General features: G+C 31.9%; 14 protein-coding genes and 1 pseudogene. 9 read left to right on the top strand and 6 right to left on the bottom strand.

Annotated features, from left to right (window positions below; genetic code table 11):
* Positions 1 to 10: 10 nt before the first annotated feature.
* Positions 11 to 2143, bottom strand: a complete 2133-nt coding sequence (locus AA076_RS10920) for a BglG family transcription antiterminator (protein WP_000927363.1) — start codon at positions 2141 to 2143, stop codon at positions 11 to 13.
* A 34-nt stretch (positions 2144 to 2177) separates the two neighbouring features.
* On the bottom strand, positions 2178 to 3716 hold the full coding sequence (locus AA076_RS10915; RefSeq protein WP_000083807.1) for a PTS mannitol transporter subunit IIBC: 1539 nt from the start codon (positions 3714 to 3716) through the stop codon (positions 2178 to 2180).
* A 680-nt stretch (positions 3717 to 4396) separates the two neighbouring features.
* Here AA076_RS10915 and glmS point away from each other — a divergent pair.
* The 3 genes from glmS (at position 4397) to AA076_RS10900 (ending at position 8141) form a co-directional block, all read left to right on the top strand.
* Positions 4397 to 6202, top strand: coding sequence for a glutamine--fructose-6-phosphate transaminase (isomerizing) (glmS, locus tag AA076_RS10910; protein ID WP_000334465.1), 1806 nt, complete (start codon positions 4397 to 4399; stop codon positions 6200 to 6202).
* A gap of 231 nt (positions 6203 to 6433) precedes the next feature.
* Positions 6434 to 7216 (top strand): ABC transporter ATP-binding protein, encoded by a 783-nt coding sequence (locus AA076_RS10905; RefSeq protein ID WP_000908177.1) that lies wholly within the window; start codon positions 6434 to 6436, stop codon positions 7214 to 7216.
* 67 nt (positions 7217 to 7283) lie between these two features.
* Positions 7284 to 8141, top strand: coding sequence for an HAD family hydrolase (locus AA076_RS10900; RefSeq protein WP_000370924.1), 858 nt, complete (start codon positions 7284 to 7286; stop codon positions 8139 to 8141).
* A gap of 704 nt (positions 8142 to 8845) precedes the next feature.
* Here AA076_RS10900 and AA076_RS15435 read toward each other — a convergent pair.
* A complete protein-coding gene (locus tag AA076_RS15435) occupies positions 8846 to 8938 on the bottom strand; it encodes a hypothetical protein (RefSeq protein ID WP_001790138.1) in 93 nt (30 codons plus the stop codon).
* A 288-nt stretch (positions 8939 to 9226) separates the two neighbouring features.
* On the opposite strand from AA076_RS15435, the gene AA076_RS10890 reads away from it, so the two are divergent.
* From AA076_RS10890 to AA076_RS15430, 3 genes and pseudogenes are all read left to right on the top strand, one after another.
* Entirely contained in the window at positions 9227 to 10363 is a 1137-nt protein-coding gene (locus AA076_RS10890; RefSeq protein WP_000115562.1) for an SAP domain-containing protein, read from the top strand.
* Between the two features lie 42 nt (positions 10364 to 10405).
* Positions 10406 to 10889 (top strand): annotated as a pseudogene (locus tag AA076_RS15965) (recombinase family protein).
* A 160-nt stretch (positions 10890 to 11049) separates the two neighbouring features.
* The gene (locus AA076_RS15430; RefSeq protein WP_001802298.1) at positions 11050 to 11154 is read left to right on the top strand and encodes a hypothetical protein; all 105 of its coding nucleotides are present in this window, start codon (positions 11050 to 11052) and stop codon (positions 11152 to 11154) included.
* 499 nt (positions 11155 to 11653) lie between these two features.
* On the opposite strand, the gene AA076_RS10875 is transcribed toward AA076_RS15430, so the two are convergent.
* The 3 genes from AA076_RS10875 to czrA all read right to left on the bottom strand — a co-directional run bounded on the left by AA076_RS10875 (position 11654) and on the right by czrA (position 14313).
* Positions 11654 to 12745 (bottom strand): lytic regulatory protein, encoded by a 1092-nt coding sequence (locus AA076_RS10875; RefSeq protein WP_000495671.1) that lies wholly within the window; start codon positions 12743 to 12745, stop codon positions 11654 to 11656.
* A gap of 265 nt (positions 12746 to 13010) precedes the next feature.
* Positions 13011 to 13991, bottom strand: a complete 981-nt coding sequence (gene czrB / locus AA076_RS10870; RefSeq protein ID WP_000019744.1) for a CDF family zinc efflux transporter CzrB — start codon at positions 13989 to 13991, stop codon at positions 13011 to 13013.
* A 1-nt stretch (position 13992) separates the two neighbouring features.
* The gene (czrA, locus tag AA076_RS10865; RefSeq protein WP_000003759.1) at positions 13993 to 14313 is read right to left on the bottom strand and encodes a Zn(II)-responsive metalloregulatory transcriptional repressor CzrA; all 321 of its coding nucleotides are present in this window, start codon (positions 14311 to 14313) and stop codon (positions 13993 to 13995) included.
* A 151-nt stretch (positions 14314 to 14464) separates the two neighbouring features.
* On the opposite strand from czrA, the gene AA076_RS10860 reads away from it, so the two are divergent.
* The 3 genes from AA076_RS10860 (at position 14465) to AA076_RS10850 (ending at position 16764) form a co-directional block, all read left to right on the top strand.
* Positions 14465 to 15130 carry an SDR family oxidoreductase gene (locus AA076_RS10860; RefSeq protein WP_001024094.1) on the top strand — a complete coding sequence of 222 codons (666 nt, stop codon included), beginning with the start codon at positions 14465 to 14467 and terminating at the stop codon, positions 15128 to 15130.
* Positions 15131 to 15564: 434 nt separating this feature from the next.
* Entirely contained in the window at positions 15565 to 16503 is a 939-nt protein-coding gene (locus tag AA076_RS10855) for a type I phosphomannose isomerase catalytic subunit (RefSeq protein WP_001127960.1), read from the top strand.
* A gap of 30 nt (positions 16504 to 16533) precedes the next feature.
* Complete coding sequence (locus tag AA076_RS10850) at positions 16534 to 16764, top strand: hypothetical protein (protein ID WP_000808817.1); 231 nt, start codon at positions 16534 to 16536, stop codon at positions 16762 to 16764.
* Positions 16765 to 17312 lie beyond the last annotated feature (548 nt).

The raw sequence follows: 17312 nt of genomic DNA, 5'->3' as shown, positions 1-17312 counted from the left end.
TTGTACACTCCTAAATAAATTGTTTTTTAATTCGTTCTAAAAATTTGTTTCTTAATAATGTTTCAAGTTCCTGTGGATTTTCCATAAAAGTATCAATAGATTCTAATTTCAAACTTAAAAATTCGGACAAGTCACTTACCAGTGATGCCATAAAATCATTGTCAGAAATAAACATGGAAATCATATATTTAATTGTTTGATTGTCATTTTGAATACTAGGCAATGTTAACGGTTCTTCTAAAACTGTGATTAGAATCATAGGGTGTTTAATCATATTGTCTCTTAGGTGTGGTATTGCAACAGGATATGGACTTAATATCCATCCTGGATTGTCAATCAATCGTTGCTCTAGTAGTTCAGCGAATGACGTTGGATCGTTTATTACATCGCATTGATATAGATAATCTGCGATATATGTTTGCCACTGTTTAACTTCGGTACTAACTATTTTCACTGAATCAAGCAAAGTTAAACCCGAACGCATATGATGCAATAATTGTTCTGATTTTTCGTCACTTAAATGTTTTTCGAAAACTGAAGTTAAGTATGAAGTTTGTTCATTTTCAAAAGATGTGTTGCCATCAACATCTTTCGTTTCAACATGAACATCATCCTTATCAATCATGTTTGATGATTTATCATGCGTCTCTTGGAACGTAGACTTTGTATTTAAAAACTGTGCGACATAACTGATATCACTATCTGGTAATAATGGGTTTACCGTTAAATAGGGGGAGTCGATGTCTAAATTCACAGTAGAAATAATGCCATCATATTGACTTAAATCTAGTGACTTCAAATCGCTGACTGATGCTTGTGTAATACGCTCAATCTCACTAAAAACTTGCTCTAGACGAGTTGATAATAGACGACTAGTTCCCATACCACTGCTGCAAACGACTAATATGTTTAAAAATCGATTACCTTGGTTTTTAATCGAGCCACCAAAGTGTAAAACTATAAAAGCAATTTCACTCTCTGGAAAAATCAAATCAGGCCAACAATCATTTAAAGCTAATCTTACATTTTCAAATAGTCTTGGATATTTGAACTTAATCATGTCTGTTAACGGATTATAGGTCTCGATATTAGCTTGCAAACGATTGATTGCAGGATTAAGGTGTAGCGTCAGTCCATCTACTAAAGTATCCAAATCTGCAAATGTCATACCGGAAATCATTTCTACTTTGTTAACAAACGCTTTAATTTTGTTTTCTTCACAACGATTATTTAATGATGTATCATTAAGATTTTTTCGTTTAGCTCCACGTAAATGGATAGTAATGAAAGCAATTTCTGCCTGATTAAACGTGACGTCATATATTTGACCAAGTTTATCAGCAAGTTCGCTTGCTACTTTGTGTTCAAATGTGTTTTGTACAGAATCATAAATATCATCGTTTAATGCGACATACTCTCCATTTTTTATACGTGAAATGGAGAGCACGATATGGACAGTTAAAGTTAAATAACTTGATTCGGTAAGTTGGTAGGGTAAGGCACTTAGGTAGTCCATTAATAGTCTTTCAACATTAAAAATGCGCTCTAAGTCAACAAAGTCTTTGTGGATTTGATTTAATGAATGAAAGACAAAATGATTTTCAATTACTGAATAAACGCTAGTACTATTTAAGTTATTCACCATTAATTGACTTAAAAATTCACGTTTCTTTGATTCAGTACCTACCAAGTAAATGCCTTCGCCACGCTTTCGAGATAAAGATAGTTGGTACTTATTTAAATCAAGCTCTAAATCATCTAACATCTTTGCTAAAGTCTGGACAGAAACGCCAATTTCTTGCGCTAAACTATATTGTTTAACTGGCTCCTTGGCTTGTATCAAAGCGTATATAATAATTACTTTCTGCTCTTCAACAGATAAGTCAATGGTTTGATGTTGTGCAATCGATTGCTTCAAATCGTTTAAATCAGAATCTGTGCCAGCAATGCGTAGCCCTTTTTTGTTTGCGCGTTCTAAAGTTAATGAAAATGAAGTTAAATATGCTTCAACACCTTTTAATTCACGGTGAATAGTACGAGAGGACACCGCAAGTTGCTGAGCAATGTCGTGTATAGTGATATATTGACCGTGGTACTTAATCAATAGGGCTATCATTTCTTTTTCACGTGTACTCAATAACATGGCGGTATCCTCCATTTTTTAATTTATTTAATTATTATGCTTGATCATCTTTTTTTAGATTATTTAAAAGTTCTTCATATCTTGGTGAATTAAGGAAATTATCCACTGAAATATGGATGGCATTTGGTGTTTGTTTAATAGCACGATCAGTTAGTTTTTTCTGAGTGATAACTAATTGAGCATCTTTTGGCAATTGATTAATCGCAGTATTTGTAACTGTAATATCATTAATGCCCGCCTTTTTAAATTTATTACGTAACATGCTTGCACCCATTGCACTAGAACCCATACCCGCATCGCAGGCAAAAATAACATGATTTATATTATTGTAATTGTGTGCATCAACATCTTCAGTGTTGTAATTATCCAATAGCGCTTCAGGATCATCATCTGATGAAGATGTTTCACTAACATTACCACTAGCATTTTCTTCTGTATTAACATTTTTATCAGAAGATACTAACTTAGAAGCAACGCTTGATTTTTTCCCTTTAGTATTTTCCATTTGAGCTGTCGCAGCTTCTAAATCCTGCTTTGGTTCTCTAGTGAACTTCATAATTAAAGCAGCTACAACGAATGATACAAGTGCAGCAAGGAAGACACCGAGTAACATGTGCAAGAATTCACCTCTAGGTGCATTTAAACAGTAAACTATAAATGAACCTGGTGACGCGGGACTTTTAAATCCAAATCCTGTTGCTTGATAAGTTGCAACACCAGTCATTCCACCTAAAATAACAGCGATAAATAATAAAGGACGCATTAATACATATGGGAAATAAATTTCATGAATACCACCTAAGAAGTGGATAATTCCAGCACCATATGACGTTGCTTTTGCAGTGCCTTTTCCAAAAATCATATAAGCAAGTAAGATACCTAAACCTGGTCCAGGGTTAGATTCAATTGTGTATAAAATTGATTGACCAGCTTTTGCAGCTTGATCTGCACCAAGCGGTGTGAATACACCATGGTTAATCGCATTGTTTAAAAATACAATTTTTGCAGGCTCTACTAAAATACTTACAAGTGGAAGTAGGTGTGCATGTACTAATGCTTCAACTGCCACTGATAAAATATGCATAATAAATTTCATAAGTGGTGCTAAAATTTTAAATCCTGCAATCGTCATGATAAATCCTAAAATACCAGCAGAAAAGTTATTAAATAACATTTCAAAACCTTGCGGCGTTCTAGGTTGAATCAATTGGTCGGTCTTCTTCATTAACCAACCAACAAGTGGACCCATAATCATTGCACCAAGTAACATTGGTGTATCAGGTAATGCAACGATGACCCCCATAGTTGCTGTTGCTGCGATGATACCACCACGTAAATCATAAATTAAACGACCACCACTAAATGCGATCAATAATGGGATTAAATAAGTAATCATTGGTCCTGCTAAAGTAGCTAAATCTTTGTTAGGTAACCATCCATTATCTATAAAAATGGCCGCGATAAAACCCCAAGCGATGAAAGCGCCAATGTTTGGCATGATCATACTACTTAAGAATGATCCAAATGCTTGAACACGACGACCAATTCCTTTTTTCTCTTCAGTTTGTGACATGTTTACACCTCTTTTTTAATATATGTGACTATATATAGTGTATAGAGAGGTTACTTGTTACTCAATATAAACAAAAATCAACTTTGTCAAAATAAATGTGACAAAATTAAATAAAGTGTCATCAATGTGACAGTATAGATATTTTGAAAAAGTAAAACAAAAAAATTGTTTTAGGATTTTTAAAATTTTATTGTGAAAATATTTGCAAAACAAAACAACACCGTTGTACAATAATGATTAATGGAAAGGGGGAAAGTTCGGCAGTACAGTTAAAGCGCCTGTGCAAATAAATATTTGTATTTGAAGATTAAAGGTTAATATATGAGTGGCCTTTATAGAGTGCAATATATGTATTTGTAGACGAGGAGGATAGTGATCGAATAGATCGGCGGATGCTATCCCGGATGTGGCTCATTCGTTAGCTTATTAAGTAAAACATTAGGGTGACTTAATGGACAAAGTTAATAAGATCGCCAGAAATTGAATATAAAAAATATTAATATGGAAAGTACAGTGTGAGCAATTTGTATAGTTGTAAAAATAACTATGCTTAATTTGTTATGGATGAATGCGATGATAGCATGTTCCTATTTATATTATGAAAGCAGATTGTCAATCTAAATTATCGGCAATAAATCATAATTTACGCGTACTATTCCAATATGGAGGAAAATGTCGTTATGTGTGGAATTGTTGGTTATATTGGCTATGATAATGCCAAAGAATTATTATTAAAAGGTTTAGAAAAATTAGAATACAGAGGTTATGACTCTGCAGGTATCGCAGTAGTAAATGATGATAATACAACTGTATTTAAAGAAAAAGGTCGTATTGCAGAATTACGTAAAGTTGCTGATAGTAGCGATTTTGATGGACCTGTTGGAATCGGTCACACACGTTGGGCAACACACGGTGTACCGAATCATGAAAACTCTCATCCACATCAATCATCAAATGGCCGTTTTACTCTAGTTCATAACGGTGTTATTGAAAACTATGAAGAGTTAAAAGGTGAATACTTACAAGGTGTATCATTCATTTCAGAAACAGATACAGAAGTTATCGTTCAATTAGTTGAATACTTTTCAAATCAAGGACTTTCAACTGAAGAAGCATTTACAAAAGTTGTGTCATTATTACATGGTTCATATGCATTAGGTTTATTAGATGCTGAAGACAAAGACACAATCTATGTTGCTAAAAATAAATCACCATTATTATTAGGTGTTGGTGAAGGTTTCAATGTTATCGCATCAGACGCACTTGCAATGTTACAAGTGACAAGCGAATATAAAGAAATCCATGACCATGAAATCGTTATTGTTAAAAAAGATGAAGTTATTATTAAAGATGCAGATGGAAACGTTGTAGAACGTGATTCATATATTGCTGAAATTGATGCATCAGATGCTGAAAAAGGTGTTTATGCACACTACATGTTAAAAGAAATTCATGAACAACCAGCAGTAATGCGTCGTATTATTCAAGAATATCAAGATGCAGAAGGTAACTTGAAAATTGATCAAGACATCATCAATGATGTTAAAGAAGCAGACCGCATTTACGTTATTGCAGCAGGTACAAGCTACCATGCAGGTTTAGTAGGTAAAGAATTTTTAGAAAAATGGGCTGGCGTACCAACTGAAGTACACGTTGCATCAGAGTTTGTCTACAACATGCCATTATTATCTGAAAAACCATTGTTCGTTTATATTTCTCAATCAGGTGAAACTGCAGATAGCCGCGCCGTATTAGTTGAAACTAATAAATTAGGTCATAAATCATTAACAATCACTAATGTTGCAGGTTCAACTTTATCACGTGAAGCAGACCACACATTGTTATTACACGCGGGTCCTGAAATCGCAGTTGCATCTACAAAAGCATATACTGCACAAATTGCAGTATTATCAATCTTGTCTCAAATCGTTGCAAAAGAGCATGGTCGTGAAGCAGATATTGATTTATTGAGAGAATTAGCAAAAGTAACAACAGCAATAGAAGCAATTGTTGACGATGCACCAATTATGGAACAAATTGCTACAGATTTCTTAGAAACAACACGCAATGCATTCTTTATCGGACGTACTATTGACTATAACGTAAGTTTAGAAGGTGCGTTAAAACTTAAAGAAATTTCTTACATTCAAGCAGAAGGTTTTGCTGGTGGAGAACTTAAACATGGTACAATTGCCTTAATCGAAGAAGGTACACCAGTTGTAGGTTTAGCAACACAAGAGAAAGTTAATTTATCAATTCGTGGTAACGTTAAAGAGGTAGTAGCACGTGGTGCACATCCATGTATTATTTCTATGGAGGGTCTTGAAAAAGAAGGCGACACTTATGTCATTCCTCATGTACATGAATTGTTAACGCCATTAGTATCAGTGGTTGCATTACAATTAATTTCATACTATGCAGCATTACACAGAGATTTAGATGTTGATAAACCACGTAACCTTGCTAAATCAGTTACTGTGGAATAATTCACTTTTTTAGAATCAATCATGTATTAAAATTAAAGTATATGGCACCCTTTTAGATTAATCGACTAGAAGGGTGCTTTTTTAGGTCGACTTAGCTTTTACTTCATCTTAATTTGGCAGAAATGCGTAAAAATGAAGTGTTTTATTTATTTAAATAGTCTGACAATTAAGGGTGTTATGTTAATATGATTTTATGAGAAGTATGGAGTAGCAATAAAGGGGTGACCTCGCATGTTAATTCAATTAGATCAAATTGGGCGAATGAAGCAAGGAAAAACAATTTTAAAAAAGATTTCTTGGCAAATTGCTAAAGGTGATAAATGGATATTATATGGGTTGAATGGTGCTGGCAAGACAACACTTCTAAATATTTTAAATGCGTATGAGCCTGCAACATCTGGAACTGTTAACCTTTTCGGTAAAATGCCAGGCAAGGTAGGGTATTCTGCAGAGACTGTACGACAACATATAGGTTTTGTATCTCATAGTTTACTGGAAAAGTTTCAAGAGGGTGAAAGAGTAATCGATGTGGTGATAAGCGGTGCCTTTAAATCAATTGGTGTTTATCAAGATATTGATGATGAGATACGTAATGAAGCACATCAATTACTTAAATTAGTTGGAATGTCTGCTAAAGCGCAACAATATATTGGTTATTTATCTACCGGTGAAAAACAACGAGTGATGATTGCACGAGCTTTAATGGGGCAACCCCAGGTTTTAATTTTAGATGAGCCAGCAGCTGGTTTAGACTTTATTGCACGAGAATCGTTGTTAAGTATACTTGACTCATTGTCAGATTCATATCCAACGCTTGCGATGATTTATGTGACGCACTTTATTGAAGAAATAACTGCTAACTTTTCCAAAATTTTACTGCTAAAAGATGGCCAAAGTATTCAACAAGGCGCTGTAGAAGACATATTAACTTCTGAAAACATGTCACGATTTTTCCAGAAAAATGTAGCAGTTCAAAGATGGAATAATCGATTTTCTATGGCAATGTTAGAGTAAATATTTTGCAAATAATAAGTAATAATGACAAAATTTAATTAAGATAAAATGGACAGTGGAGGGCAATATGGATAACGTAAAAGCAATATTTTTGGACATGGATGGAACAATTTTACATGAAAATAATCAAGCATCAACGTATACGAAAGATGTCATTAATCAATTGAGAGAGAAAGGATATAAAGTATTTTTGGCAACAGGACGTTCGCATTCTGAAATACATCAACTTGTACCTCAAGATTTTGCGGTTAATGGCATCATTAGTTCAAATGGAACAATTGGAGAAGTAGATGGAGAAATTATCTTCAAGCATGGTTTATCATTGGCTCAAGTGCAACAAATTACTAATTTAGCTAAGCGCCAACAAATTTATTATGAGGTATTTCCTTTTGAAGGTAATAGAGTTTCTTTAAAAGAAGATGAAACATGGATGCGAGATATGATTCGTAGTCAAGATCCTATTAATGGCGTAAGTCATAGTGAATGGTCTTCAAGACAAGATGCGCTTGCTGGTAAGATAGATTGGGTAACTAAGTTTCCTGAAGGTGAATATTCAAAAATTTATCTATTCAGTTCTAATTTAGAAAAAATAACAGCATTTAGAGATGAATTAAAGCAAAATCATGTGCAACTACAGATTAGTGTTTCAAATTCATCAAGATTTAATGCGGAAACAATGGCTTATCAAACTGATAAAGGTACAGGCATTAAAGAAATGATTGCACATTTTGGTATTCATCAAGAAGAAACGTTAGTTATTGGAGATAGCGACAATGATAGAGCAATGTTTGAATTTGGTCATTATACAGTTGCTATGAAAAATGCACGCCCTGAAATCCAAGCATTAACTTCAGATGTAACGGCATACACGAATGAAGAGGATGGCGCAGCAAAATATTTAGCAGAGCATTTTTTAGCTGAATAATAAAATAGGTAGTTATTTATTATTTAATTTACAATAGTTGATGAGTAATGTACAAAGAGCAGTAAAGTTATTTTCTATTAGAAAATGTCTTACTGCTCTTTTGTATGCTTATAAATATTTGAATCATCTATATTTAATTGGACAAACTCTATGAGAATAAATATTGTTAAAACTAATAAGATAGGAAATTCATTGATTTTGAATAATATTTCTTGTTTTAAGGTTTAACTATTGAATTGTATACTTCTTTTTTTAGTAGCAACAGATCCGTCTTTAAAAAAATTCACACCTATTGACTGTTTTTGTTCTTGATTATATTCTCTATGAAGTGTTAATCCACTATAAAATCAACCGGTTCGTTTACATATTTCCCCAATATAATTTACTCTATAGTATACTTCAAATATATCTACTTTAAATTATCATCTCCATACTATTTATTGAATACAAGAAAATAAACATAAAAGGTGCTATAAAAGAACAAAGTGAATAAATAGTGTTAGTTTTAAATATTTTAGTGTTTTTTTCTTTGTAAATATGACATTCAAGACTAGAGTTATAAAAAAGACTAAACAGGATAATGTGGGTAAGCAAACAATGAATGCTAATGTATATAAAATAAATATCATCCTTGATTTAGTGTTGTAGAGGGCATCACGTAATTTGTGATGAATAATAATAAGTATTTGGAACTTTATTGCATTTTATCTATTTTTATTAATTGGAATCTTTATACATTCTAATGATTTAACATTATTATGAAAATGGCTTTTAGATGTTGTTTTAAAAATAAACACTTTGAAATATAACCTCTTGCTGATAGATTAAGAAAATATATTCTTGAATTTTAAGGGGGGATAATTACAATCTTAGTTCTTTTAACTGGTACTATTATCAATGAATCATAAAATTCGAAACATACGAGTTTTTAGACTATGAGAGACACATTCATTTGCATTGAGAATCATTTTTTTAGTGTATAATCTATGTAAATCGAATTAGAATATAGAGATTTTGTTTGTTCGGATGTATTTTTTATTCATACTTAATAAATTTGAAAAGCAAAAATGAGGAGATGAAAGCTAGTGAGCGTAAATGCACGTGATTTATTAGTATTACACACTAATGTAAATAGATTGGTTGGAGAAGAGATATTTGCTAATAAGTGCCTTGCTAATAATGATGTTCAAATTATGAATTCAATAAAAAAATTAATTGAAGCTGAGTTATTAACAACGACTAATGATTTTGAAGTTAGTATATATAAAAAGACAAGACCTGAATTACAAAGTATTTTAAAAAGTTTTGGTATAAAAACAACAGGTAATAAACCTGACTTAATTAAACGTATTGACGACAATTTTCATATTATTAATAACTTAGATTTACCATATGTATATATACCAATTAAGAAAGGAGAAGAAATTTTAAAGAAAACAGAGTACTTAACCTCTTTTATACAAAGTTATGGTGAAATTTCTCTTGAGCGTGCTTATTATTTGGTTGAAAACTATATAGATGAAAATTGCGATGATAAAGTTGCAGAAATATACAAGTTTGAATTTCAAAGAAAATATGACAATGGCGAGTTTGATTTTAATCATGGATATAATTTCGAATTGAATATGTTGATAGATCACTATAAAAGAGATGTAAAAGACTACGATAATGCCAGAAAGTATTCAAATATTTATCTTTACTTTGGTTTGAGAGATTTCTTAAAAAAATTAATGAGTAATTATTCATATTACGATAGTAAAGGGAATATAGATTTGAACGAAATACAAAACGATCTGAATAGATTTATCAACTCTAGCGCTTCTGGTATGTACGAGCGATTAATATATAATGAAAATTTATCCAATAATATTATGTTTGAATTATTTAAAAAGGACACACAAGATTATAGTGATTTGGAAGAACAATTGATTGAAAAGTTCATAAACTATGTAGTGTCTAATGTAAAAAAAGAAAGTAGGAGTAATACTCTTATAGAGTTATCAAAAATTTTAGAGAACGGATATACAATTGATAAAGAAGAATTTAAAAAAGAAGATGATTATCTTTCTAAGTACATATTTACTGACATAGATTATTTGAAAAAGTTAGAATCAAAAATAAACGTTGCTATTGATATTCGAAGTGGAGAAATTCATTTGGTATTAGATGATGATAGCCTTGATATATTAATACAAAATCAAAAATACGGCAATGAGTTTTGAGTCATAACTAAATATAATATGTTGAAGAGAGGTTTTATTTAAATGGCTAAAATTGGTTATGATCGTGTATCAACGAAAGATTAATATCGATACACTTAAAGAATTTGGGTGTGGGTGTGTATATAGTGAAAGAATAAGTGGTGTCAAACGTACAGAGCTTGTTAAGTGTTTAGATTATTTACGAGAGAGCGACACATTAGTTGTCTATCAACTTGATCGGTTAGGTAGAACGACAAAACTATTAATTGAATTATCACAATGATTCGATGATAACGGAATTGACTTACAAATTAGTAACATGAACATTTCAACGAAAGACACAATGGGCAAAATGTTTTTTACGATGATGAGTGCATTTTTCAGGATTAGAAGTTAATTTACTATGTGAGTGTATAAAATAGACTTAGCAGCAACAAGAGCGAGAGGCCGAAAAAGCGGGCGCCCCTCTTTACCAGAGAATAAAAAATGAGAAATTAAATTTTTATATGATGAACAAACGATAACAGGGGAAGAAATAGCTAGTTAGACAAGGGTATGTCACTCAACTGTTTATCGAGTTGATTAAGAAATGAAAAAACTTATACTATGAATTACTGTTTAAAAGTGTGCATGTTATAATATTTATTGAGCAAGTTGGATAGATGGTGGCTAATCTCTTAATAAAGGGGTGATGCCTATGGTTATAGTTGTTACTCCTAGAAAGGACTAGCATGTCTGATTTTGAAATGCTTATGGTTGTATTAACAATCATTGGTTTAGTATTGATTAGTACTCAAGACCATAAAAAATAACCTTCTATTCGCTTTGACCGGCATTTTTGAAGGCTATTTTTAAATAAAATATAAGGTCACCGTCTTTTTAACGGGCTCATTAGGGTAACATGTTTCCGAGTGTTGCCCTTTTTGTGTTTCAAGAGTTAATGATTTTCATCTTTTGCTTCTACTTGCTACAAATATATTTTAACACATTTTTCTTATGAATTGTAGTTCTGAACATAATCAGAATTAATAAAACCAACTTTCCATACAGCAGAAAATACAATTAAAAGTATAGAATGTAATCACGAATTATATAAAAAGTATTGGAGACCTCTTCATATATAGATAATTCACTTAGTTATTTTAGAAAGAAGCCCCTAACAACTAAAGTTGAAAAATAGAGGAACACAGTTGGATGCTACGCATCAACTGCATAAGAGCCCCTAACAACTAAAGTTTAAAAGTAGGAGCGCCTGCGCTAAGCGCATGCATAAGAGCCCCTAACAACTAAAGTTGTAAGGGGCTCTAAAATTTATTTTGGTTGATTGTCTTCTGGTTTATCTGAAGTCATTGTTTTTGTTGTATTATCATTTAATGAATCTTGTGCTTTTTCTGTTTTTGTTTCAACAGATGTTGTCACTTTATCATTTTCTACTTTTGTATTTTTTGGTTCAGTGACAACTTTTTTATTCTTGTCAGCTGTTTTTACTTTATCTTTAGTAATTTTTTGACCACGTTTTAAGTAATATTGAACGATACCCATTAAAATGATTGCATGAATAACAACGAATAAAATAATTGTCATTACTGTATAAACTCTTATGATATTTTCTGCAACACTTTGAGAGAGTGATTGCGTATTAAATGAAATCAAGTAACCAACAGGTGTTTTAAATAAAATAATAATTAAGTTTAATAATAGTATTCCAATGAAAAATTTGAAAAATGTTTTTTGACCATTTTTCATTGCTTTAAATCCATTAGCTAAGTGTGTTTTTACTTTATCGTTAGTTGATTCAACGAAACTAGTCATAAAGTTGAAAATAGGTATTAACAATAACCAAGTAATAATTGCTTTAATCAATAAAACAACAATGATTATGATGCTTTGAGTTGTAATAGCAATACCAATCAGGTGTGTACTATCTGCATATGATGATTGTACTGAATTCATAATCATTTCTGATACTGGAGAAAATAATTTGTATAGTAATGATGTCAGAAGTGAAAGAACGATAATCATTGCTATAGATACAAGACCGATCAGAACGCTCTTTAAATAATTACCTTTTTTAAATGCAATAAATAAATCGGTAAATTTTACTTTTTCATGACTCATTGCTCGTTTCATAACATTTGTAATTCCGATAAAAATTTGAACTAAAACAAACAGTGAAACTACAGCTGCTATAAGTAATACAGCGATAACTTTTAAATATGCATCTACTGGTGGTTTTTGCCCAAATTGTGAATAAATTGCAATAGTTTGTGCATACTTAGCAAGCTGGAAATTAGCAAGTAAATATACAACTGCAATTACAGCAAATGCTATAAGTGCATATATCAATGTTATTAATAATTGTGGTTTAGCATTTTTAAATGCTGATTTAAAGTAAGTAAACAAAGTGGTGCCTCCTTTTCTTCATATAAATACAATAACAAAAAACACGTTATTTTCATATTAATATCTAATAAAAATTAATTAAAGTGACTAAAGTTAGAGAATTATAATAGTAAATTGTCAAAAATATGACTAATGTAAGAAATAATAGTTGAAAATTTGTTAATAAACATTGCATCATCAAAGACCAAACAAGTCGCCATAAAGACATAAAAAACCTACTGCCATTGAAAAGTTTAATCGATGCAATGGCAGTAGGTTAAAATTATTAATGTACATGCGCGTGATGATGAGCATGATGGTTATGTGAATGACTATGTGTTCCTGAACATATAATCGATTCATCATGTTTGTGATTAGGCGTTTCTAATTGAATAGTCATATGGTGAATATTTAAATGTAATAAATCATGCTCAATGTTTTCTAATAATAATTCACATTCTTTCATTGTCAATGTATGGTCTACAACAACATGACAACTCAATGCATTCATATCATTTGAAATTGTCCAAACATGGCAATCATGCACACTTTGTATTCGTGAATCCTTTTTAATAGTAGTTATAACTTCATCTATATCAACATCACTTGGTGTGCCTTCCATTAAAATGTTAATTGAAGATTTTGTGATACCCCAAGCACTTTTTAAAATAATAACGGAAACTAAAATACTTGCGATAGGATCGGCGATTGTCCATCCAAATGCCCAAATTAAAATAGCTGCAGTAATGGCGCCAACTGAACCTAATAAGTCTCCGATAACATGTAGAAAAGCACCACGCATATTTAAATTGTGTGAAGTGTCGCCGCCTTTAAACATAAAGAATGCAACAACGATATTGACAATTAAACCGATAATACTAATGATTAACATTTCTTTTGATTGAACTTCAGAAGGAACAAAGAAACGTTTAATCGCTTCAAAAACAATCAAAATACTTATTACAAAAAGCGTTACACCGTTAAATAACGCTGCGAGTACTTCGAAACGTTTATAACCAAATGTTTTTGTAGTTGTGGCATTCTTTTCAGCATAAATAAATGCGACAAGTGCAACACCTAATGAGAATGTGTCGCTAAACATATGGATACCGTCAGATAGTAATGCCAAGCTGTTAGCAAGGAGACCGCCGATGATTTCGATAAACATATATAGACCGATTATTAAAAACGATATAAACAATACTTTCTTATTATTTGTAGTTACATGACTATGCATATGGTCATGATGATGATGTGAATGAGACATATTATAACCCACTTTCTTTAGGATGATTCGCGTGATGTATGGCTTGCTTTAACATAGTTGCTACGTGGATGTCATCTAATGAATAAATCATTGATTGGCCTTGTCGTTTTGCTTTCACAAGATGCACACTTTTAAGTAATTTTAATTGGTGCGAGACATTTGATTGAGATAAATTCAATTGATGTGAAATGTGACCAACACTTGCTTCGCTGACTGATAACAATTCCATGATACGTATTCGATTGTAATCGCCTAATGCCTTGAAAATTTCAGTTACGCGTTCTAATGTATCTGTATTTATTTCTGAATATTGTTCTGACATTATATGACAATCCTTTCATATGAATATTTGTTCATATATTAATTTAATACGTTCCCAGTAGTATGTCAATTGATTTTTATAGTTGTAACAAGTTTTACATATCTCATAAAGTGGTATGGCATAGAGAATAATAAATAGGAGAGTGTTGTAAATGAATATTTTGGTTATAGGTGCTAATGGCGGTGTAGGTTCGTTACTAGTGCAACAATTAGCAAAAGAAAATGTACCATTTACTGCTGGTGTTAGGCAATCAGATCAACTTAATGCGTTAAAATCACAAGGTATGAAAGCAATTCTTGTTGATGTTGAAAATGATTCAATAGAGACTTTAACTGAGACGTTTAAACCATTCGATAAAGTTATCTTTTCAGTAGGTTCTGGAGGGAACACGGGTGCAGATAAAACAATTATTGTCGATTTAGATGGTGCTGTTAAATCAATGATTGCGAGTAAAGAGGCCAATATTAAACACTATGTCATGGTTTCAACATATGATTCGAGACGTCAGGCTTTTGATGATAGCGGTGATTTAAAGCCATATACAATAGCTAAACATTACGCTGATGACTATTTAAGACGTTCAGGTTTGAATTATACAATTTTACATCCAGGGGCACTTACAAATGCAGCAGGATCTGGAAAGATAGAAGCTGCACAATATTTTGATGGTAAAGGTGAAATTCCTAGAGAAGATGTTGCGACAGTATTAAAAGAAATTGTCACATCCAATCATTTTAATCACCAAGAGTTTCAAATTATTAGTGGTGATCAGGACATTAAAGATGCTTTAACTCAATTTGAAAATGAAACGGATTAATAAGGATAGTAAATATGATTTGAAGCGGGTTACTTTTTCGTAACTCGTTATTTTTTGAAAATGATGAATTATAAGTATGAATAAGTACGTATTGTCTATGCGTTTTACAAAGAATTTGAACAATGTATGGCACAACTATTAAAGTTGTTTATTAATTGGTATAATGGGCGAGTAAATTTAAAGGGAAATATGTACAAATGTAAGAGAGATATAATCTCTATGCTATAAATTTTTGAAAATGTTAAAGTACTGTAAATTTAAGTGAAGCGCTTTAATTGGCAGTACTGCAATGTTAGTAAATATGGTACAATCACTAATAGTTAATTTGAAATGTGGAAGTTAATAATACGATGTAAATGAGAACAAAATCAAAATATAATGGAACAACAACATCAGAGTTCTATTGCTTACTTAATCACAATGGAGGTGCAACAATGCCATTATTTTTACAACCAATTTTAAAAACAAAATTATGGGGCGGTCAACGTCTAAGTGAGTTTGGATATCAATTAGACAATGATACAACTGGGGAATGTTGGTGTGTGTCAGCACATCCAAATGGTACGAGCGAGATTATTAATGGACCATATCAAGGTCAAACATTAGACCGTATTTGGTCAGAACATCGTGAATTGTTTGGTGATTTCCCAAGCAAAGATTTTCCGCTTCTAACTAAAATAGTGGATGCAAGAGAATCACTTTCTATTCATGTGCACCCTGATAATTCTTATGCTTATGAGCATGAAAACGGGCAATATGGCAAATCTGAATGTTGGTATATTATAGATGCAGAAGAAGATGCAGAAATAGTTATAGGGACATTAGCAGAGTCTAGAGAAGAAGTTGCGAATCATGTTCAACACGGAACGATAGAGTCGATACTTAGATATATTAAAGTAAAACCTGGAGAATTCTATTTTATTCCAGCAGGAACAGTACATACTATTTCTTCAGGAATATTAGCATACGAAACGATGCAATCGTCAGACATTACATATAGACTTTATGATTTCAATCGTCAAGATAATCAATATAATGATAGACCGTTAAATATTGAAAAAGCTTTAGACGTTATTCAGTACAATGCACCATTACCTAATATTTTGCCTGAAAGCGAAATTATTGAAAACCATAAGTGTACACACATTGTATCGAATGATTTCTTTACATTGGTTAAATGGGAAATTTCTGGCACGTTAAATTATATGAAGCCTAGAGAGTTCTGTTTAGTTACAGTGTTGGAAGGCGAAGGGCAAATGATTGTCGATGGTGAAATTTTCAAACTGACTACTGGTACAAACTTTATTTTGACTTCTGAAGATTTGGATAGTGTCTTTGAAGGTGATTTCACATTGATGATTAGCTATGTGTAATAGTGTAATAACAATTTAGGAGTGAATGATTTGAAGCAATTTCTATATATTGCGTTAGTATGTGGTGTGATAGCAGGTCTTGGTGCTTTCTTACATATACCGCAGTATCCGAGCATGACAATTCCACGTATAGTAGCTATTTTAGGAATTATCAGTGCTATGTTGACTTTTAAAGACAAGCAAATCAGCGCCTCATTAAAGTTTAGCGCATTGTTAATTAATGTGCTGCCATTATGCGGTACCTTTGTAGCTTCAAATTAATTGTCGATAGCGCGTTTGAATATAATACAGTGCATTAACAGAAGAAATATGATTGTGTTAATGACATTGATGAAAATAAAGCACATCAACATAACCTCTCACTTGCATAGTAGTGAGGGGGTTTTTGTTGGTTTATATAAAATGAAGTAATTAATATTTAATGAAAATTAAGACATGATAAAATTCTAACGGCAGTATAGATATTTAAAAATGTGTATCAATGGCGCTATAGAGATAAGCAAGCATAGTGGTATCATATATAAATTTGTAATTTTTATTGCATAGTGTATGCAAGCATGTTTTTTATATGCAAAATAGGTAGCTAAATATGTTAAACTGTTTGTAACAATTTTTATCATTAAGACAGATATAATAAATAAAATATAGAAAACTGATTAAAAGGTATACAGTTGCTCGTATGTGTGTCCAACTGTATTTAGAGTCGCACTTGTTGTAAAGCAAAATAGTTCGACTTACTTAGAAGTGAAAACGATAAGGGTCTGGGACGTAAATTAATGTCCTGGGCGCTACAATGTTATAGGAAATGC

Origin of the sequence: Staphylococcus aureus (assembly GCF_001027105.1) — a bacterium.
GTDB lineage: Bacteria > Bacillota > Bacilli > Staphylococcales > Staphylococcaceae > Staphylococcus > Staphylococcus aureus.
This window is presented reverse-complemented; position numbering and strand designations above follow the sequence as displayed.